Genomic DNA, 24,448 nt, shown 5'->3' with positions numbered 1-24,448 from the left:
CATCCTATTTGCATTATGCGAAACTCGATAAATCGAGCCCCTACACCTTGCTAAATATTCCTTATAGCACTCAAAGAGAGTACCAAATAAATGTTTAGAGGGTAATGTAGGGGCTCAATTTATCGAGTTCCGCTTTTTAGCAGTTAAAGGAGTTATTTTAAAAATTAGAGGAGTTAAGATGGCTTTGTCTGACCCATCCGACAAAGCCATCTTAACTCCTCTAACTTCTAAATATTCTTCGAAGAAATTACATTCCTACACCTGTTCCAACACCCATTTGGTTGTTGTCCTTGCGTTCTTGGAAGTCGTTAGTAATCTTACTTTGGTGTTGTTGGAATTGTTTCTTTGTATTACCAAAGTTCCAAGTTACAGTTACACCTATCTGCTTTACAGGAACAAGTATCTGAGTGCTTTGTGTAAAGTCGAGACCACTGCTGTATTGGTTGTGTCGCATCTTACCTGTTAATGGTGATAAGAACATCACACTCACGTCCAACTTGTCCTTAAAGAAGCTCTTAGCCACGGTTGAAGTTATCATATTGAATGAGTTGCCGTGCCCTTGAAGGGTGTATTTCTTTGTCATACCACCTGTAAAGATGCTAAACTTTATGTTCCAAGGCAATGTTTGTTGCAATCCTAAGAAGGCAGTGGCTTGCCAACCGTGGTTGCGCTGTCCTATCTGTTCGGATCTGATGTCACCATAATCCACTGCCGCATTGAGCATAATGCGTGTTTTAGGTGTGATCGCATAGTTCATAAAGGTACTGAAGTTGGTCCAACGACTACGTACTATGTTGCCATAGGTGGTGTTTAGCACGCCATTGTTGTCTAAAAACGAGTATTGCTCTATTTGGTTGTCCGCAAAATTTTCAGCCAAAGTAAGGTTCATCATAAACTTTGGAGTGAAAGCGTTGAACACCAAGCCCACGTTATGACTCTTTTCTACTGCCAAATCTGGATTACCATAGCTCAATATGGTAGGGTTAGAACGGTCGATGTAGGGGTTGAGGAAGGTAATACCTGGGCGTGAGATGCGCATTCCGTAAGTTACCCCAATGTTAACTGCAGGTGCAATGTTGTAAGTAATGCTTGCTGAAGGCACAAGGTTGCCATAATTCTTCTTAAAGTCTGCACCTCGTCCCAATACGAAGTCTACGTTTTCCCAAGTATATTCGTATCGTGTGCCTACCTTAGCTCCAAACTTGCCTGCTGTGAGTGTATATTCTACGTACGAAGCAAGAATGCTTTGCTTGTTTTTGTAGTTCACACTGTTCTCAGTGTTGAAAGTCTGAAGCCCGTTAATAATATCGTAATAGCGCGAATCTGATGTGTTTCGACGTCCTATAAACTTGAGTCCAGCATTGAAAGTGTGTCCCTTGCCCACTGGAGTGGTATAGTCGGCTTGGAAAGTATGCTCTGTACCACGTGTATCGGCTTTAGAATAAAGGTCGTTAAGCGAAAGATGCACATCTGGCGACAAAGGGTCGTAGGTGCGAGCGTTCTCGTTTATACCGGGTGAAGTGGTAAAGAGATAACTCAAGGTGATGTTGCTTGTACGCTCTTTGTTCAAAAATCGCTGATAGTCCACTGAGGTATTGATAGACGTATTACCCATATTCATCATCATTTCGTTGCCGTATGAGAAGCCAGAGCCATATATTCCACCGCTGAAAGTAGTTGTTGGGTGACCTGTGCTCTTCATATTATACTTGGTCATACCTACAGATGCACCGATGTTGCTTACAGAGTCTATCTCGTAATTCAAACTCAAATTGCCCATTGCGAATGGTATATTGGTCTTTCCTTTTTGATAGTAGTGCATCGAAGAACCGTCCTTTGACACCCGATCCATTATGGTTTCAACGTTCTTAGATGTCATATAGTTGTACATTCCATTAATGCTGTAAGTCAATTTGCCTTGTTGTCCACTAAAGAAAGCGTTCCCACGCCAACCATAGTTCGTACCCGTAAAACTTACATTACCATTGTATCCATTCATTTTTTGGGTCTGTCCGCCCACTTTGTTCATAATAATGTTGAGTACACCTCCAACTCCTTCAGCGTCATACTTTGCCCCTGGGTTGGTAACAACCTCAATAGACTTTACCGAACTTGCAGGCATCGACTTGAATATCTGCGACGGATTGGCTGAAAACATTACATTAGGCTTTCCGTCTACATATACTTTGAACGAGCCTGAACCATTCACAGAGATGTTGTCTTGCCCATCAACAGTTACCATAGGTACTTTGCGAAGCATATCAAGCACGGTGTTTGCCTTGGCATCCACATCGTTCTGAACATCGTAAGTCATCTTGTCGGTCTCCATTTTTACCAATGGTTTTTGTGCCGTAACTGTAACTCCTGCCAACTGTTTTGGGTCGTCTTGGACGAGAAGTGTACCAAGATTGAGCACGGAATTGTTGTCCGAAGAAAGTTTCAGACGACGTACAATCTCCTTTCTGCCCACCGAATTGAAGGTAATAACATATTGTCCGCTGCCCTGAACCACCTGTGAGAACTTACCATTCTCATCAGCTACTAACATATAAGCTGGCTTTTCGCTAATCTTCGACTTAAATATACGAATGGTTGCAAATGGTTCTGTTTCGTGTGTCAGTGAGTCTACCAATTCGCCTGAAATGGTAGTCGACTGCGCACTCATTGCCATTGCACACGTTCCTAAACACAGTGTAAAGAGTATTCGCTTCATCATAATTGTTTCATTTATTTATTGTTTCTGTATGCAAAGTTAAGGTATAAGATAAGAAACTTGCAAATATGTTTCGACCAAATCCTTATTGTATTTCGACCAATTCTACTTCACTTGCGAATCTATCTTATATCTAATGCCTTTCATCGATACAAGGAAGGCTTTGGCAGAACCAAACTTTAGGTGCATATCCAAACGAATGGGAATATGGTTAGCATCATCGGTAACGTAAAAATCGGCAATGGTTCGCCATTTTTTATTTTCATATTCGCTATACGAAAGTTTCAAACAACGGTATTTTATACCATTATCTGCTTTAATAAACCTTTTGCCTGAGTAGGTGAGGTGTGCAGCATTCATACTGTTTCCGTCAACTATTGGGAAATTGACCACAAAGCCTTTTTTCCAACTTGTAGGGTCGAAACTGCGTGCACGTAGGAATATACTCATCATATCAAACACACACTCGTTAGGCGAAACATCTTTCCAGTGGTGTTTGCCGTCATTGTCTATGCGATGCTGCTTGATGTGCGACTTCCCATTAGGATAACTATAAAACACTTCGTCCACGGTATATCGTTTGCCTTCCTTTGCACCTTTGCGGAAGTAGAGCGGTGCCATATCCTTTGTATTATAGCAGAGTAGCGTATCGCGAAGCACAAAATAATCGTCCAATTTACCATTACCTCGTGTGGTGAGCGATGCACGATAGGCAGGTTTGCCTTGATATACTGACGATACTGTGTACCACGATGCCATACCAGCCTTCACCCACACAAATTTCCAATTGTAATAAAGGTTGTACGTTAAGTATTCTCCGCTGTTGAAAGCTGTGTTCTTGTAAGTACACTGAGCCGATGTGCTTACACCTATAAGTGCCATCAAGGCTATTAAATAAATCTTCAGTTGTTTCATGATCGTCCTATTTTTGAATTTCATTATATCATATATATATTCTTTTCTTTTTTATTTTAAAAAGGAATATTGTATATGATATGCTGTGGATAGTGTTTATATCTTTTTATCGATTTTCTTGCGTATGAAGTTGTAAACTTTAGAGTTTGAGTTATCAACATTCAGTTTTTAAGCTTACTTATTGATTTTCAGACACTATACAATAGTTATCCACATTTCCACATTCTAATGCAAAGATAATAAGTTTATAACTTTTTCGGCGTAAAACTTGTGTAAAACTTCCCTAAAACCCCGTTAATAACTTTGTTAATATCCACACTCTTGGGGTTATCCACCCATCTTGGTGGATAAGTATATGTTTATAAAAGGGTTATACAGGGGTTATTAGTAGGGTTATCCACACACTTATCCACACTTTTTAGGTATGTATCGAGGTAGAAAACACATATCAATATGTTTTGTTGAGGCTTTTGATTAGCTTTTTAACCCAAATCGGTCGTTAGACTTCTTCGAGATTTGTGCACTTATTTTGAGCTATTTTTGGTTGTTTTTGAAGACGTTTAGCGAGCTAAACAACTGAAAAAACAAACGAAAAGAGCCAAAATAAGGTGCAAAGACGAAGAAAAGCATAACAGCTAAACGCTTTAAAAAGCCTTTGCGGGCTAATGATTGATTTGGGTTTATGATTGTTCTATTCTTCTTCAGCAACGATTTTTAGGTCTTAATAGCATAATGTTCTAAATTCCAAACCATAACTTTGAGGCTGTAAAACATATAGGTATGAGCTTCCCAAAGTTCAACTTTTGCCACCTAATACATATATGTTTTGCACGCTCAAAGTTGAACTTTGGGAAACTTATATTTTCGTGTTTATAACTCGTTGATAGATAAATGGTTATAAAACTACTCATATTTTGTTTTCATTGGTCTAAATGTCGTTATATTCGGTTTTCACTTGTTTTCTCCGATTGTTCTATTTTAGAACCTTAACCTATAGAGCCGAAAAAAGGCATCTTTTAGGTTCTATGAATAGAAACCTAAAAGGTGCCTCCTTATTATAGGCTGGTTCTATAAATTAGCTTTGTTAGATTTTGAGCTTATTTTTGAGGTCAAAATGCAAGAGAGTGAAGGAGTGTAGCGAGCTACACGACTGAACGAACTTACATTTTGAACCAAAAAGAAGCCAAAAGATAACAAAACGTATTTCATAAAAATTTAATGACTATATGCGGTGGTAATTTATAGAACCAGCCTATGTAAGGTGAAGTTTCTCTATGTTTAGAGCGAGTAGAGCACTTGTATTACGGTTTGCCCCACGGCAAGCAATGTGTTCTTGTCTATATGCTCCATCGTGTCGTTTATGGTGTGCCACGTAGGACCAAAATTGCTTTGCTGACAATCGGCATAATACGGAATGATGTCGATTGTAGGGATATTTGCATTCTGATTGATGGGCACGTGGTCGTCGGTTATCATACCACCTTCTGCCGTAGGAAAATAGCTTTCGTAGCCTGCTGTTCTGGCTGCTTCCCATACCTTATCTACAATATTGAGGGCGTAACGCTTTGAGATGCCTTCCTTAAAGAATTGTGCGCCTTCTCCACCTACCATATCCAAGAGAATGCCAAATTCGGGTTGGTAGCCTTGAGGGAGGTTTTTAGAGAAGTATTGTGCGCCCAATGCCCAACTGTTCTCGCTCCCTTGCTGTGCTGTTTCCCACTGTGGAACGCCCCAATCTTCCGCATCGAAACAGATAAAGTCTACACCTACATTCAGGCTGCTATCTGCTTGCAACTGTCGAGCTATCTCTATCATCACTGCCACACCTGATGCCCCATCGTTGGCAGCCATAACAGGTTTGCGGTGATTAGTAGAGTCGGGGTCGTTGTCAGCCCAAGGACGGCTGTCCCAGTGTGCGCAAAGCATAATGCGACGCTGTGCCTTTGGATTGAACGAAGCTATAATATTGGTAGCTTTCAGTGTAGTTCCATCATAGCCTTTGAGGTCGGCTTTCTGTGTTTGCACTTCACACCCATACTGCTTAAACTTGCTGATAATCCACGCTTCGCACTTATCGTGGGCAGCAGAGTTCATTACACGAGGTCCGAAATCGCATTGTGCAGCTGTGAAAGCGTATGCCGAGTCGGGATTAAACTTAGGTCCTACAGGTTTTGCGATGCTTGTCGAGTCGGTGGTTTCGGTAGTTTCTCCACCCTTCTGACCCTTACAACTGCACGCAAAACTTGTTACGGCAGTCATCATAGCACAACCTATTATCAATTTTAGTTTCGAATTCATAGTCTTTTTGGTTTGTTATTTTTTCCTTGCAGCTTGTACTTGTGCCATTACACGAAGCCAGTTTCCGCCCCATATTTTTTCAATGTCGCGTTCGCTGTATCTGCGTTTTAACAAGTGCTTGGTTAAGTTTATCATTTCGCTTGCATCAGCCATTCCGTGCACAGTGCCGTCGCCATCGAAGTCGGTACCTATACCTACGTGGTCGATACCCATAATTTTGATGGCGTGTTCAAGGTGGTTTATCACGTCTAAAATGTTTGCATGGACGCTTTTACGTAAAAATCCGCTGAACAAAGTTGTGTGTGCTACACCCCCCTTTTTAGCCAAGGCACGCATTTGGTCGTCGGTGAGATTGCGAGGAACATCGCATAAGGCTTTTGAATTGGAATGGCTGCAAACAATAGGTACGCTACTAATTTCCAAAGCATCGTAGAAACTCTTTTCTCCGCCGTGGCTTAGGTCTACCATAATGCCATTCTTGTTCATTTCCTGTATTACCTCTATGCCGAATTTGCTCACACCTCCGTGCATATTACTTCCACGTGCCGAGTCGCAAATGTCGTTATCGCCATTGTGACAGAGCGTAATGTAAGTTACACCACGTTGTGCAAAATGCTTTACATTCTCTATCTTATGCTCCAATGCAAGTCCATTCTCAATGGCAAACATAATGCTTTTTCTGCCCTTTCGCTTGTCCTCATAAAGGTCGGAAGGTGTACGTGCAATAGAGAGATAGCTGCTGTTTTGCTTCACTATCTTTTCTATTTTATCGAATATAAGATTGGTGTATTTTTCGGGACTGAGGTTGTCTAACACCTCAGAGAGTTCAGGATTGAACTTTTTCAGACCTTCTATATCTATCTTTGACGAGAAGGTTTCGCCAATGCGAGGTTGTGGCAAGTAAGCCGCCATTGTAACTGCGTCTTGTCTGCCTTCGCTCATTTTATGGAGATCGTACAATATACGAGGGTCGCGCTTTCCAAATTCCACCCCTTGAGGGAAGAACATAGGTGTGTCGCAATGTGTATCTAAAGTAAGAATTTTGTTGTGCAAACGCTTGGCAAGTTTGAAGTTCTCAGCCTCATTTACGAGCCATTGGAAGAGCTTCAATCCCTCTTCCTCCATCCATTCTGGGTGCCATTGCACACCGAGGATAGGCTTCAACTCTGTGCTTTCTATACATTCTATCACGCCATCGGTGGCTGTTCCTGTTACCTTAAATCGTTTCCCAGGGTCGCTCACAGCCTGATGGTGGAACGAATTTACATAGATGGTATCTTCATTATAGATAGAATGTAGCACCGAACCTTGTTCTACACGTACGCTGTGTGTAGCTTCGTTCTTCGGAGCATCTTGCGAATGTTTCAGTTTGGCTGCGTGCAAGGTTGTGATACTCTTTGCTTTGGCAAGCTTTTTCTCTACAGTTTCCTCCACTTCTATATAAGGATCGTAGATGTGCTGTTGGTTTTTGCCACCTAAAGCCATAGCCAAAACCTGAATACCACGACATATTCCGAGGATTGGAATTTGACGATTGAAAGCCAATCGAGTAATAAGAAGTTCGGATAAATCGCGCTTTGCATTGATATTGCTTAGCCCTCTTACAGGTTCTTCGCCCACCCAAAGCGGGTTGACATCAGCCCCACCAGTAAGTATCAGTCCGTCTATCTTGTCGAGGATATTTGTTAACAAACGTCCATCGTTGATAGGCGGGATGAGCAAAGGTGTAGCTCCAGCATCTACTACTTGCTTATAATAGACCTCACGAATTGTTGCGTCAACATCATTATAGTTGGTAACAAGTCCTATTATGGGTTGATGATTGCTTTCTGGAAAGGCATCGTACACCTTTTCCAAGTAAGCATCAATATTGTAATTCATTGTTATTTACTTTTTTTCAATACTACGTTTCAGCATCAAGAGGTCAACGGTTATTTTGCTAATAAATAATAGCTTTTGCTTTAGCGTTATATCTTAGTCGAATAGCTACTAATGGTTTTATAAGTTTTTGTTTTATCGTTTTCGTATCTATATATTTATTGTGAACCAGCCTTTATTCTTCCTCTTCACCTGCTACAGGTATTTCTCTCTTAATGCTTTGCTCTAACGAAATAAGTGTTTCGGTAGACATTACACCTGGGATAGTTTGCAACTTATTGTTGAGCAAGTCCATCAGTTGTTCGTTGTCTTTGGCATAAAGCTTCACCAAACTGGTATAAGGACCTGTTGTAAAGTGACACTCTATCACTTCAGGAATTTTGTTGATGCGCTCCACTACTTCCTTGTACATAGAGCCACGCTCAAGGTTTAGACCCACATAGGTGCAAGTGGTATAGCCCAAACTTTTAGGGTTGATAGAGAAACTGCTGCCTGTGATGACACCATTTTCGATGAGATGCTGAACACGTTGATGGATTGCTGCACGCGAAACGCCACATTCTGCAGCTACATCTTTGAAAGGAATACGTGCGTTGTGTGACAAGATACCGAGTATCTTTTTGTCTAATTTGTCTATTTTGTCCATTTTCATTAGGTTTAGAATTTGCCTTACGCAAGAAGATTATTGTTACAAAGTGAAAGCAAAATTAGACATTATAAATGAATTGAGCAACAAAAAGGAACAAAAAAATGTATTAAACCGTGCATTTTGTTTGTTTTTTGTAGTTTTTTTACAGTTTGAACGTGCCAAGAATATTGAATTTATAAATATTTACAGTGGTTTTTCGATATTTTACACTTCATTTTCTTTCTATTATTTTTCAACATTATATATCTTTAATGTGAAATTATTTCATTATCTTTGCATAAGATAGGCTGCACTCGGCAAGGTGTAGGGGCTCGATTTATCGAGTTCAAAACACCTAATCTTTACCATAAGGAACTCGATAAATCGAGCCCCTACATTAAAAAATACGTTCGTTGATACTTTCTTTCTATAAGTTAGACGGCACAAAAAAGAACTTAAAAACAGATAACGATATGACACAAGAAGAGAAAAACAAGATACAAGAAGATATTGTAGAGGTGTTGAAGACCGTTTATGACCCCGAAATACCTGTGAATATCTACGACTTAGGAATGATTTACAAGATAGATATGCAGGACGATGGGTCGCTCGATATGGATATGACCTTTACATCGCCATCGTGCCCAGCTGCAGACTTCATCTTTGAAGACGTACGCACAAAGGTGGAAAGCGTTAAGGGTGTGAAGTGTGCCAACATCAATCTTGTATTCGAACCCGTATGGGATCAAAGTATGATGTCCGAAGAGGCACGTGTAGAATTGGGTTTTGATTGATCCCAATTCGCATATTGAGACAATATAAAGTTGACCTTATTTAGTTTAAAAAACAAATTGGGTTAAATTAAAAACCGATATTGTGCGCCCAACACAACATCTTAACACCTCCCAAGTATGATGAATGTATATTTCCTTTCAGATGCTCATCTTGGCTCATTAGCCATCGAGCACAAGCGTACACACGAACGCCGATTGGTGAACTTCCTTGATAGTATAAAGCACAAGGCAAGTGCTGTTTATCTGTTGGGCGATATGTTCGACTTCTGGAACGAATACGCATACGTTGTGCCTAAAGGTTACACACGCTTTTTGGGCAAGATTTCGGAATTGACCGATATGGGCGTAGAGGTGCACTACTTCATTGGCAATCACGATATATGGACCTATGGGTATCTTGAACAAGAATGTGGCGTAATTCTCCACCGCAAAGACATCACCACAGAGATAAGCGACAAGGTGTTCTATCTTGCCCACGGCGATGGATTGGGCGACCCCGACCCCTTATTTAAAATCCTTAGACGCGTGTTCCACAACAGGGCTTGCCAGCGATTGCTCAACTTTGTGCACCCTTGGTGGGGTATGCAGTTAGGGCTGAATTGGGCAAAGAAGAGTCGTATGAAGCGCGAAGACGGCAAGGAAATGCCATTCCTTGGCGAAGACAAAGAATATTTGGTGCGTTATACCAAAGAATATATGGCGCAGCACAAGGACATTGACTTCTTTATTTATGGACATCGACACATCAAGCTCGACCTTCCGCTCAACGATACCACACGAATGATAATCTTAGGCGACTGGATTTGGCAGTTTACATACGCTGTTTTCGATGGCGAACACCTGTTCTTAGAAGACTATGTAGAAGGTGAAAGTAAACCATAAATAGAACAAAATTGTGCGAAAATGCGTTAAAAGTAAGATTTTTACTGAATTATTAAAACTTTTCACTAAAAGAATTTGTACAATTAATATACTTTTAGTATATTTGCAACATAAAAGCTTTATCGGGGAAACTTCAAGATAAGCTAACCCGATGTTGAATTTTGAAAATTAATAAGATTGGATAGAAATTCATCATTTAGAATAAAACTCAGGTTTGTAGATTAAGTTTAGTCAAAAAGGTGGTTGTCGAGATGACAATTACCTTTTCTTTTTTTATCCCTATATTTTATTGTTTTATATTTCTTCCTTCCATCTCTTCCAAATCATACATCCATCTTTTGTTTCCAAAACATATATGTTTGAGCTTCCCCAAGTTCAACTTTGATACGCCAATACATATATATTTTGGGTGGTAAAACATATATGTATTGGAACGCTTTTGTAAGTGTTTTATTATCAATAAGTTACCAATTGCATTTTTTAGGTTGATGTTCAAAAAGTAATTGTTCTGTTTTTCGGCTACCATCAATTATTCCTTGTTTCGAATATTTATAATGTTTCATTATCAGTTTTTTTGTAGTTTAAGCTCGCTTTCCACCTTATTATATATAGTCGACCCTCAAAAAGGCGACATCGCATTTTTTCATATAGCCCTGCGGGAAGAATTGGTGTTGAAAATTTAATTCTTGTCTTCCACAGCACCACATAATCACTCTTTCAATTAGGCACAAAAGAAGCCTCATGGCTCTTTTGAAGTTAAATGCTGCAGCTGCAAGCATGACATTGATGGAGTCTCCGAAGAGACCCTTGTAGAAGTTCCTCCCCAACCGGTGGTCTGCCTTGCAGTGGCCAATGACAGGCTCTATTCCTGCCCGCTTGCGGAAGAGTTTGTGCTTTTTGTTCTTGGCGTACCGTGAGTCTGTTTTCTTGGGCGTGTCCGGAATTATGATTTGTGTCTGCCCGCTCATACTTTGTCCTCGGTATCCCCTGTCGCAGGCAAGTGTTTTTATTTTCCTGTCATACAGCCGCCTGACCTGCTCCATTGCCTTGTCTATCGTATGGCCGTCATACTCATTGCGGAATGACAGCGCGCCGATGATGAGTCCGTCCCATAGTCTGACGATGGAAACCTTGTTGCCGAACTCGTACTTCTTGCCCTCTTTTCCCTTGCTGATACAAAGCACGTCTGGCTCGTGAAGCGAGTAGATCTTATGGCCGTCCAACCGCTCGCCGTTGACAAGCCTCATGCAGATGTCAATCCGCTTCTGGTAGGCATTTCTATCGGGCAGCAGGCGAAGCAGCTCCCTGAGCAACCTGCCCGCAATGGTGCGCATCCGCTTGTCGGCCTTCCTGACTTTGGCCTTGCTGTTCTTCCTACCCCTGAAGCGCTGAACGAGCTTCAGTTCCTTTATCTCCTTGGCATAGCTCTGGCGGACCTTGAGGTTTTCCTTCTCCGCCACGCTGTGGCAAAAGGCTATCACCTTGTTCAGGAGTTTCGAGTCCGTGGGGAAGGTCACGTTCTTCTCCTGCACCGTCGTGTCGATGAATGCGGTATGCTCCGCATCGGGCTTGCGTCCACGTCCATCCTTGCCGTCTTTCCCCTGCATCTCCTCTTTTCTGTGGTCGCCGATTAAAAGATTGATGCGGATGCTTTCCTTGAGTATCAGCTCCATGCCAGATTCACCGATGCGACGGCGGAACTCGACAAGCTCGGTGGGAACGCAGGGAGCGTCGGTGCGGAATGCCTCCATCCCGCAAAAATACTGGAAGTAGGCGTTCTCCGAGAACTGCTCCACGACGCTCTCGTCTGAAACGTCACGAAGGTGTTTCAAGATCAGCAGACCGACCATCAGACGGATGGGCTTGGCCATACGGCCAGTGTCCTTGCTGTAAAGAGGGGCAAAAGACTGCTCAAACAGATTCCAATCAATCAGATTGGCTAACTTGTACAGGGAATTCTTGGGAGAGAGCATTGTCTCAAGATCCCAGAATAATGATGCCTGACGGACTTTGGATGGAGATTTATACATCGTTGAATTGCAAGATTTTACTATACAAAGATACAAAACTTTGTAGAAATATGCAAGTTTGAGAACGATTATTTTATTGATAACCAGATGGTTAAATACTTTTCAAGGGGAGACTATATAGTAAAAGTAGTGTTTTTCGGGCTTTGTATCATTGCTTGTGTTATATTTAAGGTTTAGTGATTTACCGACAGCGACTGAAAGCCAAAAAGATAACCCATAATTTTACTTTTTGTGTAGATAGAGCTATAAAAAGCCCTAAATTTATGCACAACCATATAGGGTTTGTGCATAATTGGTTACTTTTTTAACTCAAAAATTTGCGTACTTGGAAAATTTATCTTTCCTTTGCAGCTGAATTTTAGATTTGAAAGTATAATAAAACATTTTAAAACTTACAATTATGTCAGAATTTGAATCAAAGGTAAAGGCAATTATCGTAGATAAACTTGGTGTAGATGAGGCAGAAGTTAAGCCAGAAGCAAGCTTCACAAACGACCTCGGCGCTGACTCTTTGGATACAGTAGAGCTCATTATGGAGTTCGAAAAGGAATTCGGTATCTCTATTCCAGACGATAAGGCTGAAAAGATCGCTACAGTAGGCGATGCTATTTCTTACATTGAAGAAAACGCTAAGTAAGAATAAGCAATTTATGGGATAGGGCTTTCTTTACGAGAGCAACGCCCATTCTTATTCATTAGTAATAAACTTATATCATTCTAAGTTTTTTCAATTACGAAAATAGTAATGGCATAAGAAAATTAAGGAGTTAAGCCAATCGTTTTGCAATTATGCAGCTCTTTTATGGGATACATAGATGTGGAACATTAGCTTAACTCCTTATTTGTTTGCATAGAAATGGGATATTTCAAGGCAAACAATCACCAAAGGTGAGCAATATCAATGTTCGCCTAAAAAGAAAAGATAGTGGGACAACCTGAGTTTTGAATGTCAAAACGAAGCAAAATGTCCTAACTTTATAAACATTAAATTCATAGATTAATGGAACTAAAAAGAGTAGTAGTAACAGGTTTGGGCGCAGTGACACCATTGGGCAACAATGCTGAAGACACTTGGAAGGCTATGTTGGAAGGAAAAAGTGGTGCTGGACCTATTACTCATTTCGATACAGCAAACTTTAAGACTAAGTTTGCGTGCGAAGTGAAAGACCTCAATATAAATGATTACATCGACCGCAAGGAAGCTCGCAAGCTCGACCGCTACACCCAATTGGCAATGATTAGTGCCATTCAGGGTATTCAAGACTGCGGCATCGACCTTGAAACAGCCAACAAAAATCGTATTGGCGTAGTTTACGGTGTGGGTATCGGTGGTATAAAGACCTTTGAAGAAGAAATAGGCAATTATGCTAAACACGAAGAAATGGGACCTAAGTTTAATCCATTCTTCATTCCTAAGATGATTTCCGACATTGCTTCAGGTCACATCAGTATCCGTTTCGGTTTCCACGGCCCTAACTTTACCACCACTTCGGCTTGTGCTTCAAGTACAAACGCATTGGGTACAGCTTTCAACCTTATCCGCTTGGGCAAAGCCGATATGATTGTTAGCGGTGGTGCAGAGGCAGCTATTACCCCAGGTGGGGTAGGCGGATTCAACGCTATGCACGCCCTTTCAACTCGCAACGACGACCCTACACGTGCTTCACGTCCATTCTCGGCAAGCCGCGACGGCTTTGTTATGGGTGAAGGTGCAGGCTGCTTAATCCTTGAAGAGTTGGAACACGCTAAGGCACGTGGTGCTAAGATTTATGCAGAGCTCGTAGGCGAAGGCGCATCGGCTGACGCTCATCACATTACAGCTTCACACCCTGAAGGCTTGGGCGCACACTTGGTAATGCAAGCTGCCCTTGACGATGCTCAAATGAAGGCTGAAGACATCGACTATATCAATGTTCACGGCACATCAACTCCTGTGGGCGATGTTTCAGAAGCTAAGGCTATCGTACAATTGTTTGGCGATGCTGCTTACAAGCTCAACATCTCGTCTACAAAGAGTATGACAGGTCACTTGCTTGGTGCGGCTGGTGCAGTGGAAGCTATGGCTTGTGTATTGGCTGTACAGAACGACATCATTCCTCCAACTATCAATCACGAGGACGAGGATAAAGATGCTGAATTGGATTACAATTTGAACTTTACCTTCAATAAGGCGCAGAAGCGTGAAGTGCGTGCTGCTCTTAGCAACACTTTCGGCTTCGGTGGGCACAACGCTTGTGTGATATTCAAGAAGTATGCTGAATAAGATAATCGACCGAATAAAGCTCCCTTTCCGAAAGGAGAAGGAGCTTTATTTGGCTTTATACCGAATTATTGGGGTGCTACCTCACAATATTGACTACTACAAAACAGCTCTTTTACACAAAAGCGTAGCACGTCGCAACAACAAAGGTAAGCCTGTAAACAATGAACGCTTAGAATTTCTTGGCGATGCAATACTTGATGCAGTCGTTGGCGACATTGTTTATGCGCATTTCCCTGGAAAGCGTGAGGGATTTCTCACCAACACACGCTCAAAGATAGTGCAACGTGACACATTGAATAGGTTGGCAAAAGAGTTAGGACTTACTGAGTTGGTATTGTCAAACGGTCACTCTTCTTCTCATAATAGTTACCTCGGCGGCAATGCTTTCGAGGCTTTAGTGGGTGCGTTATACCTTGATCACGGCTATATGGCGTGTATGCAGTTTATGCAAAAGCAGATTTTGGGCAATCGCATCAACATCAATAAGGTGGCTTATAAGGAAATGAATTTTAAGTCGAAGCTATTAGAATGGAGTCAGAAGAACAAGGTACAACTCGATTTTGAGCTTATTGAGAACGTTAAAGATAAAGACGGCAACCCTACATTCAGATATAAGGTAGTGGCAGAAGGCATCTCGTGTGGCGAAGGCTATGGTTATACAAAGAAAGAAAGTCAGCAAGAAGCGGCTCGCATCACCTATCACGCTATTCGCAAAGAGGCGTATTACGCTGACAAGATATATGCTGCAAAGGAGCAACGATTGCAGGAAAATACCGAAAAAGCTGAATACGAAGAGGGGTTAGATACCCATCTTGTAGCTGCACCCGTAACTACTTTGGCAGGTGATGAGGCTATCAACAATGCGCCAGCGGTTGATATAGAAACTCCAATAGCTGCATCTATCATCAAAGAAGAAATAAGCGAAGCTGCCGAACACATTGTAGAAAGAGAAAACATTGTTGAGGCTGCAGAAGCAAAAGCTTTTGAGTAAAAGGGTAGGGGCTCGGTTCACCGAGTTCCGCTTATCAAGGAGTTAGAGGAGTTCTTTTAGGAGTTAGGGGAGTTAAAAGGAGTTATCGCTCGTTCCTCGCTTAGGACTTAAAAGCCAATAGTTTTGTTGCTGTAGTGTAGGGGCTTGATTATCAAAAAGCAAAAGGGCTTAATTTTCCACTTTATGTTTCTATCTTCTATCTCCCTATTTTAGGTTTATAGAAGCGAAAAGTGCAAAATTACGCCCTTTTATTATGCTTAGTTCGATGCTAATATTAGCCGATTAGCTTCAGCAAATATTCACATTTTTCAGGATTACCCACGGTCTTTCCCTTGTCGCACGATAGTTTTACACAGTCGTGCCATTCACGTTTCTCGGTAATGCGCATACGTGTGAGCTTCACAACAATATTCATTGGCTTCACGTTCTCTACATCACACGTGAGGAAAGTACCCATACCATAACTATCTTTTACACGTCCGTTGACATATTTGTGTAACTCTATGGCACGCTCAATATTAAGTCCGTTGCTGAAAACTACTTGCTTTGTAGCAGGGTCGATACCCAACGACTGATATTTAGCGATAATCTTTTCTATCTGTTCTTCTTCTATTCCGCTGTCTACACGCAAACCTGTAAACATCATTGCCATACGCTTTGAGAGGTTGCCAAAGAACACCTTGTCACCAAAACAATCGTACAAGTAAATTCCATTGTCGCCATCATAGACGTCACTGAACTTCTTCATCACGTTGAAATTACATTCAAAGATGCCGCTAACGTTCTCTTCAAACTCTATAAGCTGATGACTCATCGTACCAATGGCCAAGAGGTCGTTCTTCATTGCTAAGTACACATTGCTCGTACCTGTAAATTTGCCTGTCCACGTGTGGTGACCTTGCTCGTCATCATAGCCCCCTTGTGCGTAAACCTCTTTCATTGTGCGGATTATCATACTATGATGGTCGAACGACATACGACGTCTTGTGCCCATATCGCCAAGGATAAGCCCATTAGAGAGTATCTTTTGGGTTTTCTCTATGCAACGTTCGCGCTCTTGTTCAAGGTTGTAATGCTCTAAATCGCCCCGCAATATGTGCATCAATTCTGACACAATGCTGAGTATGGGCATTTCCCACATAATGGCAGAGTACCACTTTCCACGTACCGACACATCTAAATGGCCTGCTTCATCTTGTGTTACCGTCACTTCGTGAGGGTCGAAACGGTAGCCACGGAGGAAGGTGAAGTACCATTCTGGCAGATAGTACATTCGTCGTTTCATAAACGCTATTTCCTCCTCGGTAATGATTACGTTGGGCATATATCCTAATTGCTCGTTTAAGAGTTCGGCAAATCCTTCAGGATACACTGTATCTTTTCTGTCAAAGAAGGTATATTCTACTTCTGCACGAGGATAAGTTTGCAACACATAATGCTGACAGCTAAAGGTGTAAGCATCGTTATCTGTGAAATGTTTTATAATTTGCTGCATAGATTTTTTCATTGTGATTAACACCATAGTCTATGGTTAGACTTTTGCAAAAGTACGTATTTTTTTTTACTCTTTGTTCTTTCCCATCAATAAAACCAAAAGAATGTGTACCTTTGCACGAAATTTTGTTGGTCGGGGCTGATTTGTTGGACGAGTTGGACGGGTCGGACGGGTCGGACTGGTCGGACGAGTCGGACTGGTCGGACAAGTCTGATTTAGGTTGGCAAATCTTCCATCATCATCTACACATAGCTTGAGCTTAAAAAAATTATGAATCAAAACATTAAAGGCTTTACGGCAGGAATTTTGGCTGCCATCTTTTACGGAACGAACCCTTTAGGTGCACTTCCGCTGTATGCACACGGACTTTCTTCGGGCAATGTGCTCTTTTATCGGTATGGAATGGCTGCACTGATGTTTGCCGTATGGCTGCTGTTTACAGGCGAAGGCTTCAAAATCAAGATAGGACACGCTATAAAGTTTGCCACCCTTGGTTCGTTTTGTGGCATCTCGTCGGTGCTACTTTTCCTTAGCTTTCTTTATATGAATGCAGGTGTAGCCTCTACCATTCTTTTCTCTTACCCCATTATCACGGCTGTGTTGATGGTGGTTTTCTATCACGAACGTATCACTTGGGCCACTGCACTCTCCATTCTTCTTGCCATTATAGGTATAGGTTTGCTCTATCGGGGTGAAGGTGGCACAACGTTAAGTCTTACAGGTATTTTGCTCGTCTTAGGTTCTTCGCTGCTTTATGCCTTATATATTGTCTATGTAAAACAGTTTAAAATAACGATGTCGCCTGTGAAATACACCTTTTGGATTACTTTTTTCGGGTGGTTAACCATAGTGGGTTATATGGTGTTTGTGGGCGATCCGCTGCAAATACTTGATGAAACCGAAGAGTGGTTGTTTTCCGTTCAGTTGGCATTGTTCCCTACTTTGCTTTCGCTCTATTGTATGAATGTTTCCATCAACATTATTGGAAGCACGGCATCGTCTATTCTTGGCGCATTAGAACCTGTAACTGCTGTGGCTATCAGTTGTTTGCTTTTTGGCGAGAGCCTCACTTTCCGTCTTGCTTCAGGTATTGTTCTTATCCTCTCGGCCGTAATATTGATTATTTTAAAACAAAAGAAAGCAAGTTGATTTTTTAAGGAGTTAGCGTCAAATGTTGTGTGGGCAAGATGTGGAAAATTGGTCGGACTGGTCGGACTTGTCTGACTGGTCCGACTGGTCCGACCTCACCAAACCTAATGCTACCAATGCTACTGTAAGTACAGGTACATTGGAAACTTTAGAAAGAGTATTCCGTCATGGTGTATTGGTAGAAGAAAATACAGGCAGACTTTGTATGAACTGTCCACGTGGAATGGTAGGTATGAAGGAGTTGCGTGATGCTTATCCTGAACAAATGGTAGGCATTGCAATTCACCGTTATAACCAAAATGTATACCAAGACCCAATGTATCTTGCTGAATACGACCCTAAATTTAAAGAGATGGAAAGTGGTGCACCTTTTTTTTGATTATTCTGAGCGCATATAGGTCTTTATGGTGTTCTCGTAGTGGGCTATGCTTTGCAGTACAGCGTTTTTAGGCAGCTCTGGGGCATCTATACCCTCGGCAATGCTGAAAGGAGCAGTCTCAATGCGTATTTCGTCCCATAAGCCTTGAGCAATAAAACTTTCTAAGGTTTGCGCACCACCCTCCACAATAAGTGAGGTGATAGGACGAGAAGGAATGGTATGGTGTGAGTGACTTTTGTTAGGTTGGGCAGAATTGTCAGCCCAGTCTGACTTATCTGACCCGTCCGACTTTTTCGATAACCGCACAACCTCTTCTAAAGAATGAATAGTGATACCATCATCAGCAGTATGTGTGTGCGAAAGAACAAGCTTTTGAGGGTGGTTGCCGCTCCATTCACGCACGTTGAGTTGAGGATTTTCAAGCATTTGTGTGGTATTTCCTACAAGGATAGCATCGCTTTCGGCACGCAGTTTGTGTACCAACATTTTGGTAAAAGGTGTAGAGATTTGCAGTGGTGTATAGGGTTTACGTGTGGGAGAGTAGGCTATCTTTCCATTGTCGGTTTGCGCCCACTTCAGAATAATGTAAGGTCTGTGCTGTTTGTTGCGCACTATGAATTGTCGGTTTAGTGCCAAACATTCCTTTTCTAATACGCCTACTTTAACCTCGATACCTGCCTCGCGTATGCGTGCTATGCCTCGCCCTTGCACTTCGGCAAAGGGGTCTATGCAACCACACACCACACGGCGCACGCCTTTGCGCACAATGAGGTCGGCACAAGGAGGGGTTTTGCCGTGATGCGAACAGGGCTCAAGGCTCACATAGATGGTGGCTTGTGGCAAGAGGTGTTCGTCTTCGGGACGCACAGAACGGAAAGCGTTCACTTCGGCATGTCCTTCTCCGCAACGCACGTGGTAGCCTTCGCCAATGATGCGGCCGTCTTGGCTTACGATTACAGCCCCCACCATAGGGTTGGGCTTGGCAAGTTGGCGACCGTTGGCTGCTAACTGCAAACAACGGTACATATATATATCGTCTATTTCTTCTTGTTTCATATTGTTTTATTGTTTATCTTTGCAAATCAAAACAGCTTAGTTGCTGCGGTGTAGGGGCTCGATTTATCGAGTTCCAAATACTGAATGTGGGGTATGCGGAACTCGATAAATCGAGCCCCTACATATTATAAACCATCAGAAATCTATGATGTATCAAACGCTTTACGAACGACTTACACCGCTTTATCCCTTGGGTGAAGCGAAAGCCATTGTGCGCACGGTGTTGGAAAGTCGCTATGGACTATCGCTTACCGATATATACACAGGCAAAGTTAGTGAATTATCGGCAGAAGACAACGCTGAACTCGAAAAAATAATAGCTCGATTAGAGAAAGGCGAACCTGTGCAGTATGTTTTGGGCGAAGCGATGTTTTGTGGACGAACGTTTTATGTGGTAGAAGGCGTACTTATTCCACGAATAGAGACAGAGGTGTTGTGCCGTTGGATAGCAGCCGACTTTAATCAACCTTATTGTGCACTTCAACCGCCTAAACCCTTACAGGTGTTGGACGTGGGGACGGGTAGTGGTTGTATCGCCATTACGTTGCAAAAAGATATTGATAACGTTGAAGTTACGGCTTGGGATATATCTGGAGACGCACTCTTGATAGCTCGGAGAAATGCTATGGCGATGGAAGCAAGGGTAAACTTTGAGTTGGAAGACGCACTCGATCCATCGGAAGACAAACGGCAGTTTGACGTTATTGTGAGCAATCCACCTTATATATGTATGGACGAACAAGCAGAGATGCACCAAAATGTGTTGGACTATGAACCCGACACAGCTCTCTTTGTGCCTAATGATGACCCATTGCGGTTTTATACTGCCATTGCTAAGTATGGACAAAAGGCGCTGAAACGAGGTGGGGCATTGTACTTTGAGACCAATCCGCGCTATATAGAACAAGTGGTGGGAATGATGTCCGAATTGGGATATGTTCATATTGAGGTGAAAGAAGACCAATTCGGTAAAAGACGATTTACAAAGGCTATATGGTTATGATACAAAAGAAACCCGTTACGGAAGCAGAAGCATTGAGGAAGTTGGGCGACCTCTGTGCTCGCAGCGAGCATTGTTCGGGCGAGATAGCGGAAAAGATGCGCAAATGGGGATTGGTAGCTGAGGTGCAAGAGCGTATTATTGACCGTCTTATCGACTTAAAATACATTGATGATGAACGCTTTACACAGGCGTTTGTGCGTGATAAGATAGCTTATAACAAGTGGGGGCGAAGGAAGATAGAACAAGCGTTATGGATTAAAAAGATAGACAAACGCATCTCGCAACCTATATTGGACGAGGTGAAAGATGAGGAGTATTTGGAGGTGTTGCGCCCACTGATGAAAAGCAAGTATAAGACTATCAAGGCTGAAACAGACTATGAGCGAGCTATGAAGCTCATTAAGTTTGCGATGGGAAGAGGTTTCACAATCGACTTAATTCGACAGTGCGTGGACGATGCAACAATGGTAGATGATGTTGATTTTGATATAACAGCCGATGATTAGCATTTGGAGCAGACTGATAGACCTCATTGCGCCACGTGCTTGTGTGATGTGTGGGAAGCGATTGGGCATTAGCGAGCACGTTTTGTGTGGAGCTTGCAACCTCACTTTGCCTCGCACTAACTATCACCAAGACGCATTAGAAAACGAATTGGCAAAAGTGTTTTGGGGCAGAATACCTATCGAAAAGGCGGCAGCGTTCTTCTTTTATCAAGCCAACTCTCCTTCGAGTAATATGATATACAGTCTGAAGTATGGCAATCAACCAGAGTTGGGCATCGAATTGGGACAAATCTTTGCTGACGAATGTCAACATTCTGACTTCTTCGAGGGCATTGATGCCATTGTTTCAGTACCTCTTGCACGCAAGAGAGTGCTACAACGAGGTTATAATCAAAGCGATATGATAGCTCAAGGCGTGAGTTTGGTTACACGATTGCCTATTATAAAGAAAGCTGTAAAGCGCAATTCGTTTGAGGGAAGTCAAACCCAAAAGGTGCGTAGTGAACGCAATGAAAATGTAGAACACGCTTTCCACCTGCTCAGACCTGATCTTTTGCAAGGTAAACACCTGCTCTTGATAGACGATGTTATCACTACGGGAGCTACGATAACAGCCTTAGCCAAAGAGATATTGAAAGCTAAAGATGTGAAAATAAGTGTGCTTTCGCTTTGTCATACAAAAGGAAAATAAAAAAGCTATCAAAGAGCCTTTAACACCACCTTGATAGCAGTATGATAATAGCACTTAGCCTTAGCTTTTCACCTTGGCACTATAAAGCAAAGTAACCTTTAAGGCTTCCTTATAGACTACTGTAATTACTTCATTTTCAGTAGTCCAATACGACATCTGCCCTTTGTCAGATGCAGTGCTTTCGGTATTCTTGGCAAAGACTGCTAAATCCTTTTGAATATCAGCGTAATGCTTTTGTTCATTATCGGGAATAATAAGCAGGTCTATTTTTTCAAACCCTTTTGTGGGTTTTATGTCAGTCGCCTGCTTGTTTCCTGAAGCTTTAGCAAATGATTCGAACATTGCTTTCTGCAAGGAGGTGTCAAGGTTAAGTTCGGCTACTTGTTTTCGTTTGCTACCTTTTATGCCTTCATACTTGCTGATAAAGGTATTCAAGTCTTGAGCTGAAGAGCTTAAACTCATAAGAAACGCACATACACAACTTAAGAAAAATTTTGTTTTCATTAGCTTAATGATTTTAAATTGATGAACATTACAAATGTAGTAATTTACTTTCAATCAATCTATTACATTTAAGAATTGTTTTAAAAAAGATGATAATTGAATATCTTTTCAACAAAAAAATATAATTAGCTTTGCACTTCACTTGAATATTATTTATCTTTGCATAAGATATGGCTGCGTGCAGCAATTTGCAGACAAGTTGGGATTGCATTCGTTGGTAATCTCTTTGTATAGGGATAGTAGCACGCAGCAGATTATAAGATTAAGTTAAAACAATATAATGGAAGATTTAAAAAAGTTATTTGCAGGCAAACTGCTCGGTATTAAAGCAATCAAGTTGCAACCCAACGACCCTTTCACTTGGGCAAGCGGTTGGTTATCACCTTTCTATTGCGACAATCGTAAGACACTTTCGTTCCACGATGTTCGCTCGTTTGTGAAGTTGGAACTGACCCACGCTATTCTAAAGCATTTCCCTGAAGCTACTGCCGTTGCAGGTGTGGCAACAGGAGCAATAGCTCAAGGCGCACTCGTGGCCGACGAATTGGCTATGCCATACGCATACGTGCGTCCTAAACCAAAAGACCACGGAATGAAAAACCAGATAGAAGGCGAATTGCCAGTGGGTTCGAAGGTGGTAGTAGTAGAAGACCTTATCTCTACGGGCGGCTCTTCTTTGAAGGCAGTGGCAGCATTGCGCGAGGCTGGTTTCGAAGTTGTGGGTATGGTGGCATCGTACACATACGGCTTTGATGTGGCAGAAAAGGCATTTGCAGAAGCAGGTGTGAAGCTCGTAACTCTGACCGATTACAACAGCGTGGTGGAAAAGGCAGTGGAGACAGGGTATATCACCAAAGAGCAAGTTGCGACACTTAACGAATGGCGCAAAGACCCTGCAAATTATAAAGGATAATATTTAAAACTCACAATATCGTAAATGAGTAAATTTGAAAGCAGCGTAAAGCAAATTCCTTATCCTCAACAGAGTGTTTACAATATGTTGAGCGACCTTACCAATATAGAACGTGTAAAAGACAAAATTCCTGGAGATAAGCTGAAGGACTTGACTTTCGATAAAGACACCATCTCTGTTAGCGTGCCACCCGTTGGGCAGGTTTCGATGCGTATCATTGAGCGTGAAGAGCCTAAAACCATCAAGTTTGCAAGCGAAAACTCGCCTATGGGCTTCAACTTCTGGATTCAGATGCTCCCGACAGACGAGCAAAACTCGAAGATGAAGCTGACCATTGATGCCGATATACCTTTCTTTGCAAAGGGAATGGTATCAGGTCCGCTTCAGGAAGGTATCGAAAAGATAGCCGATGCGTTGGCTATAATTCCTTATCAGTAGGAATGATGCCCTAATATAAATAATGCAGCGATTGCTTGTCAATAGAAAGATTTGATGGACTTATCAGACGAATAACCCCCGTCCGACAAGTCTGAAAATTCTAAAACTCCATTCCATTAATATGATAAAGAACTGGATTTACACCCTTATAGCCCTTGTTGCGTTTACAGCGTGTGGCAATCAGGTAGAATACGAATATACCGACTACCATTCAAATCTCACGTTAGACAATAGCGTTCATCTTGATGCAACGCTTGCAAGTGCTATGAATGCACTGTCGCCAGGCATCTTTACCATCATTAAGACCCAGTACAAGAGCGGGGTAAACTATTATCAGTTTGCCAACAATCACAAACTTGCTTCCGAAAAGCCGTTTACTGCCATTGATGTGCGACTTCAGAACCAATTGCACATCGGTATGAACAATGGATTGATAGTAGGTTATGGCAATCTTGACAACCCCGCCCGCTTCTATGCATACGACCTTCAGTGTCCTAATTGTTTCACTCCTGATGCCTATCCCCTTCGTTCGTACGAACTCAAGATAGATGCACAAGGCATTGCCACCTGTACCCATTGCAAACGAACTTACAACCTTAACACGGGCGGAAACATCGTTAGCGGTGATAAAGGCAGAACACTATATCGTTATCGTGCCAGCACAACAGGTCCGAACGGCTTGTTAAGGGTAAACTAAAATGGAATGAAATTAAACATAAGATATGGCTTTACCCCAACAAATAAGACAAAAAATATCTCATAAGTTTCATAAATAGAGGTAAAAGCACCTAAACTGGTCTAATGACCGACTTGTGTTAAACCCAACAAACAAAATGTAAAAATAAGGTTGAACCGCATCTAAAGTCTTATAAAGGCTTTGCGGTTCAACCTTATTTTTGTATTTTTGCATCTTAAGTAAATA

At 41.9% G+C, this 24,448-nt stretch carries 23 protein-coding genes; 14 read left to right on the top strand and 9 right to left on the bottom strand.

The features are described from left to right. Nucleotides 1–247: 247 nt before the first annotated feature. The 5 genes from CZ367_RS11300 to CZ367_RS11280 all read right to left on the bottom strand — a co-directional run bounded on the left by CZ367_RS11300 (nt 248) and on the right by CZ367_RS11280 (nt 8,450). Entirely contained in the window at nt 248–2,719 is a 2,472-nt protein-coding gene (locus CZ367_RS11300) for a TonB-dependent receptor domain-containing protein (protein WP_077196946.1), read from the bottom strand. Nucleotides 2,720–2,818: 99 nt separating this feature from the next. Beyond that, nucleotides 2,819–3,628 carry a DUF3108 domain-containing protein gene (locus CZ367_RS11295; protein WP_077197447.1) on the bottom strand — a complete coding sequence of 270 codons (810 nt, stop codon included), beginning with the start codon at nt 3,626–3,628 and terminating at the stop codon, nt 2,819–2,821. A gap of 1,278 nt (nt 3,629–4,906) precedes the next feature. Continuing rightward, the gene (locus tag CZ367_RS11290; RefSeq protein WP_077196945.1) at nt 4,907–5,926 is read right to left on the bottom strand and encodes a M28 family peptidase; all 1,020 of its coding nucleotides are present in this window, start codon (nt 5,924–5,926) and stop codon (nt 4,907–4,909) included. 15 nt (nt 5,927–5,941) lie between these two features. Beyond that, complete coding sequence (locus CZ367_RS11285) at nt 5,942–7,807, bottom strand: membrane dipeptidase (RefSeq protein WP_077196944.1); 1,866 nt, start codon at nt 7,805–7,807, stop codon at nt 5,942–5,944. 172 nt (nt 7,808–7,979) lie between these two features. Continuing rightward, the gene (locus CZ367_RS11280; protein ID WP_077197446.1) at nt 7,980–8,450 is read right to left on the bottom strand and encodes an Lrp/AsnC family transcriptional regulator; all 471 of its coding nucleotides are present in this window, start codon (nt 8,448–8,450) and stop codon (nt 7,980–7,982) included. A 455-nt stretch (nt 8,451–8,905) separates the two neighbouring features. On the opposite strand from CZ367_RS11280, the gene CZ367_RS11270 reads away from it, so the two are divergent. Continuing rightward, complete coding sequence (locus CZ367_RS11270) at nt 8,906–9,226, top strand: metal-sulfur cluster assembly factor (protein ID WP_077197445.1); 321 nt, start codon at nt 8,906–8,908, stop codon at nt 9,224–9,226. A gap of 117 nt (nt 9,227–9,343) precedes the next feature. Next, nucleotides 9,344–10,108, top strand: a complete 765-nt coding sequence (locus tag CZ367_RS11265; protein WP_077196942.1) for a UDP-2,3-diacylglucosamine diphosphatase — start codon at nt 9,344–9,346, stop codon at nt 10,106–10,108. Nucleotides 10,109–10,710: 602 nt separating this feature from the next. On the opposite strand, the gene CZ367_RS11255 is transcribed toward CZ367_RS11265, so the two are convergent. Beyond that, on the bottom strand, nt 10,711–12,138 hold the full coding sequence (locus CZ367_RS11255; RefSeq protein WP_237581702.1) for an IS5 family transposase: 1,428 nt from the start codon (nt 12,136–12,138) through the stop codon (nt 10,711–10,713). Between the two features lie 400 nt (nt 12,139–12,538). Between CZ367_RS11255 and CZ367_RS11250 the strand changes: the two genes are divergently transcribed. The 3 genes from CZ367_RS11250 to rnc all read left to right on the top strand — a co-directional run bounded on the left by CZ367_RS11250 (nt 12,539) and on the right by rnc (nt 15,392). Continuing rightward, nucleotides 12,539–12,775: an acyl carrier protein gene (locus CZ367_RS11250; RefSeq protein ID WP_077196940.1), complete on the top strand. Its 237-nt coding sequence runs from the start codon at nt 12,539–12,541 to the stop codon at nt 12,773–12,775. A 363-nt stretch (nt 12,776–13,138) separates the two neighbouring features. After that, a complete protein-coding gene (gene fabF / locus CZ367_RS11245; RefSeq protein WP_077196939.1) occupies nt 13,139–14,401 on the top strand; it encodes a beta-ketoacyl-ACP synthase II in 1,263 nt (420 codons plus the stop codon). Then, entirely contained in the window at nt 14,391–15,392 is a 1,002-nt protein-coding gene (gene rnc, locus CZ367_RS11240) for a ribonuclease III (RefSeq protein ID WP_077196938.1), read from the top strand. The genes fabF and rnc overlap by 11 nt, the downstream gene beginning before the upstream one ends. A gap of 274 nt (nt 15,393–15,666) precedes the next feature. Here rnc and pncB read toward each other — a convergent pair whose 3' ends face one another. Next, nucleotides 15,667–16,887 (bottom strand): nicotinate phosphoribosyltransferase, encoded by a 1,221-nt coding sequence (gene pncB / locus CZ367_RS11235; protein ID WP_077197444.1) that lies wholly within the window; start codon nt 16,885–16,887, stop codon nt 15,667–15,669. A gap of 113 nt (nt 16,888–17,000) precedes the next feature. On the opposite strand from pncB, the gene CZ367_RS15575 reads away from it, so the two are divergent. Genes CZ367_RS15575 through CZ367_RS11220 form a run of 3 tightly spaced genes read left to right on the top strand, consistent with a single transcriptional unit; the run spans nt 17,001 to nt 18,415 of the window. Then, entirely contained in the window at nt 17,001–17,144 is a 144-nt protein-coding gene (locus CZ367_RS15575; RefSeq protein ID WP_154669333.1) for a hypothetical protein, read from the top strand. Nucleotides 17,145–17,157: 13 nt separating this feature from the next. Continuing rightward, a complete protein-coding gene (locus tag CZ367_RS11225) occupies nt 17,158–18,036 on the top strand; it encodes a DMT family transporter (RefSeq protein ID WP_077196936.1) in 879 nt (292 codons plus the stop codon). Between the two features lie 40 nt (nt 18,037–18,076). Beyond that, nucleotides 18,077–18,415 carry a hypothetical protein gene (locus CZ367_RS11220; RefSeq protein ID WP_144005985.1) on the top strand — a complete coding sequence of 113 codons (339 nt, stop codon included), beginning with the start codon at nt 18,077–18,079 and terminating at the stop codon, nt 18,413–18,415. Here the strand turns inward: CZ367_RS11220 and ribD are convergent, their stop codons facing one another. Continuing rightward, entirely contained in the window at nt 18,416–19,471 is a 1,056-nt protein-coding gene (ribD, locus tag CZ367_RS11215; RefSeq protein ID WP_077196934.1) for a bifunctional diaminohydroxyphosphoribosylaminopyrimidine deaminase/5-amino-6-(5-phosphoribosylamino)uracil reductase RibD, read from the bottom strand. 145 nt (nt 19,472–19,616) lie between these two features. On the opposite strand from ribD, the gene prmC reads away from it, so the two are divergent. The 3 genes from prmC to CZ367_RS11200 are packed head-to-tail and all read left to right on the top strand — an operon-like array spanning nt 19,617 to nt 21,671. Further along, the gene (gene prmC, locus CZ367_RS11210) at nt 19,617–20,474 is read left to right on the top strand and encodes a peptide chain release factor N(5)-glutamine methyltransferase (protein WP_077196933.1); all 858 of its coding nucleotides are present in this window, start codon (nt 19,617–19,619) and stop codon (nt 20,472–20,474) included. Further along, nucleotides 20,471–20,980, top strand: coding sequence for a regulatory protein RecX (locus tag CZ367_RS11205; protein ID WP_077196932.1), 510 nt, complete (start codon nt 20,471–20,473; stop codon nt 20,978–20,980). The genes prmC and CZ367_RS11205 overlap by 4 nt, the downstream gene beginning before the upstream one ends. Next, nucleotides 20,973–21,671 carry a ComF family protein gene (locus tag CZ367_RS11200; protein ID WP_077196931.1) on the top strand — a complete coding sequence of 233 codons (699 nt, stop codon included), beginning with the start codon at nt 20,973–20,975 and terminating at the stop codon, nt 21,669–21,671. The genes CZ367_RS11205 and CZ367_RS11200 overlap by 8 nt, the downstream gene beginning before the upstream one ends. A 60-nt stretch (nt 21,672–21,731) precedes the next feature. Here the strand turns inward: CZ367_RS11200 and CZ367_RS11195 are convergent, their stop codons facing one another. Beyond that, on the bottom strand, nt 21,732–22,175 hold the full coding sequence (locus tag CZ367_RS11195) for a hypothetical protein (protein WP_144005984.1): 444 nt from the start codon (nt 22,173–22,175) through the stop codon (nt 21,732–21,734). Between the two features lie 280 nt (nt 22,176–22,455). Between CZ367_RS11195 and pyrE the strand changes: the two genes are divergently transcribed. From pyrE to CZ367_RS11180, 3 genes are all read left to right on the top strand, one after another. Further along, on the top strand, nt 22,456–23,088 hold the full coding sequence (gene pyrE, locus CZ367_RS11190; protein ID WP_077196929.1) for an orotate phosphoribosyltransferase: 633 nt from the start codon (nt 22,456–22,458) through the stop codon (nt 23,086–23,088). A gap of 24 nt (nt 23,089–23,112) precedes the next feature. Continuing rightward, nucleotides 23,113–23,526, top strand: a complete 414-nt coding sequence (locus tag CZ367_RS11185; RefSeq protein ID WP_077196928.1) for a polyketide cyclase — start codon at nt 23,113–23,115, stop codon at nt 23,524–23,526. A gap of 121 nt (nt 23,527–23,647) precedes the next feature. Continuing rightward, the gene (locus CZ367_RS11180) at nt 23,648–24,223 is read left to right on the top strand and encodes a hypothetical protein (protein ID WP_077196927.1); all 576 of its coding nucleotides are present in this window, start codon (nt 23,648–23,650) and stop codon (nt 24,221–24,223) included. The last annotated feature ends 225 nt before the right edge of the window (nt 24,224–24,448 follow it).

Origin of the sequence: Prevotella ihumii, from assembly GCF_900155655.1 — a bacterium.
GTDB lineage: Bacteria > Bacteroidota > Bacteroidia > Bacteroidales > Bacteroidaceae > Prevotella > Prevotella ihumii.
The sequence above is the reverse complement of the archived record's forward strand: the minus strand, read 5'-3'. Positions and strand labels throughout refer to the sequence as shown.

What these genes read in the sequence shown, in the direction of transcription:
- CZ367_RS11280 (WP_077197446.1), bottom strand. Translation starts at nt 8,450, where the DNA reads ATGGACAAAATAGACAAATTAGACAAAAAGATACTCGGTATCTTGTCA.
- CZ367_RS11195 (WP_144005984.1), bottom strand. Translation starts at nt 22,175, where the DNA reads ATGAAAACAAAATTTTTCTTAAGTTGTGTATGTGCGTTTCTTATGAGT.
- ribD (WP_077196934.1), bottom strand. Translation starts at nt 19,471, where the DNA reads ATGAAACAAGAAGAAATAGACGATATATATATGTACCGTTGTTTGCAG.
- CZ367_RS11255 (WP_237581702.1), bottom strand. Translation starts at nt 12,138, where the DNA reads ATGTATAAATCTCCATCCAAAGTCCGTCAGGCATCATTATTCTGGGAT.
- CZ367_RS11205 (WP_077196932.1), top strand. Translation starts at nt 20,471, where the DNA reads ATGATACAAAAGAAACCCGTTACGGAAGCAGAAGCATTGAGGAAGTTG.
- fabF (WP_077196939.1), top strand. Translation starts at nt 13,139, where the DNA reads ATGGAACTAAAAAGAGTAGTAGTAACAGGTTTGGGCGCAGTGACACCA.
- CZ367_RS11180 (WP_077196927.1), top strand. Translation starts at nt 23,648, where the DNA reads ATGATAAAGAACTGGATTTACACCCTTATAGCCCTTGTTGCGTTTACA.
- rnc (WP_077196938.1), top strand. Translation starts at nt 14,391, where the DNA reads ATGCTGAATAAGATAATCGACCGAATAAAGCTCCCTTTCCGAAAGGAG.
- prmC (WP_077196933.1), top strand. Translation starts at nt 19,617, where the DNA reads ATGATGTATCAAACGCTTTACGAACGACTTACACCGCTTTATCCCTTG.
- CZ367_RS11295 (WP_077197447.1), bottom strand. Translation starts at nt 3,628, where the DNA reads ATGAAACAACTGAAGATTTATTTAATAGCCTTGATGGCACTTATAGGT.
- CZ367_RS11250 (WP_077196940.1), top strand. Translation starts at nt 12,539, where the DNA reads ATGTCAGAATTTGAATCAAAGGTAAAGGCAATTATCGTAGATAAACTT.
- CZ367_RS11200 (WP_077196931.1), top strand. Translation starts at nt 20,973, where the DNA reads ATGATTAGCATTTGGAGCAGACTGATAGACCTCATTGCGCCACGTGCT.
- CZ367_RS11265 (WP_077196942.1), top strand. Translation starts at nt 9,344, where the DNA reads ATGATGAATGTATATTTCCTTTCAGATGCTCATCTTGGCTCATTAGCC.
- CZ367_RS11285 (WP_077196944.1), bottom strand. Translation starts at nt 7,807, where the DNA reads ATGAATTACAATATTGATGCTTACTTGGAAAAGGTGTACGATGCCTTT.
- CZ367_RS11270 (WP_077197445.1), top strand. Translation starts at nt 8,906, where the DNA reads ATGACACAAGAAGAGAAAAACAAGATACAAGAAGATATTGTAGAGGTG.
- pyrE (WP_077196929.1), top strand. Translation starts at nt 22,456, where the DNA reads ATGGAAGATTTAAAAAAGTTATTTGCAGGCAAACTGCTCGGTATTAAA.
- CZ367_RS11225 (WP_077196936.1), top strand. Translation starts at nt 17,158, where the DNA reads ATGAATCAAAACATTAAAGGCTTTACGGCAGGAATTTTGGCTGCCATC.
- CZ367_RS11290 (WP_077196945.1), bottom strand. Translation starts at nt 5,926, where the DNA reads ATGAATTCGAAACTAAAATTGATAATAGGTTGTGCTATGATGACTGCC.
- pncB (WP_077197444.1), bottom strand. Translation starts at nt 16,887, where the DNA reads ATGCAGCAAATTATAAAACATTTCACAGATAACGATGCTTACACCTTT.
- CZ367_RS11185 (WP_077196928.1), top strand. Translation starts at nt 23,113, where the DNA reads ATGAGTAAATTTGAAAGCAGCGTAAAGCAAATTCCTTATCCTCAACAG.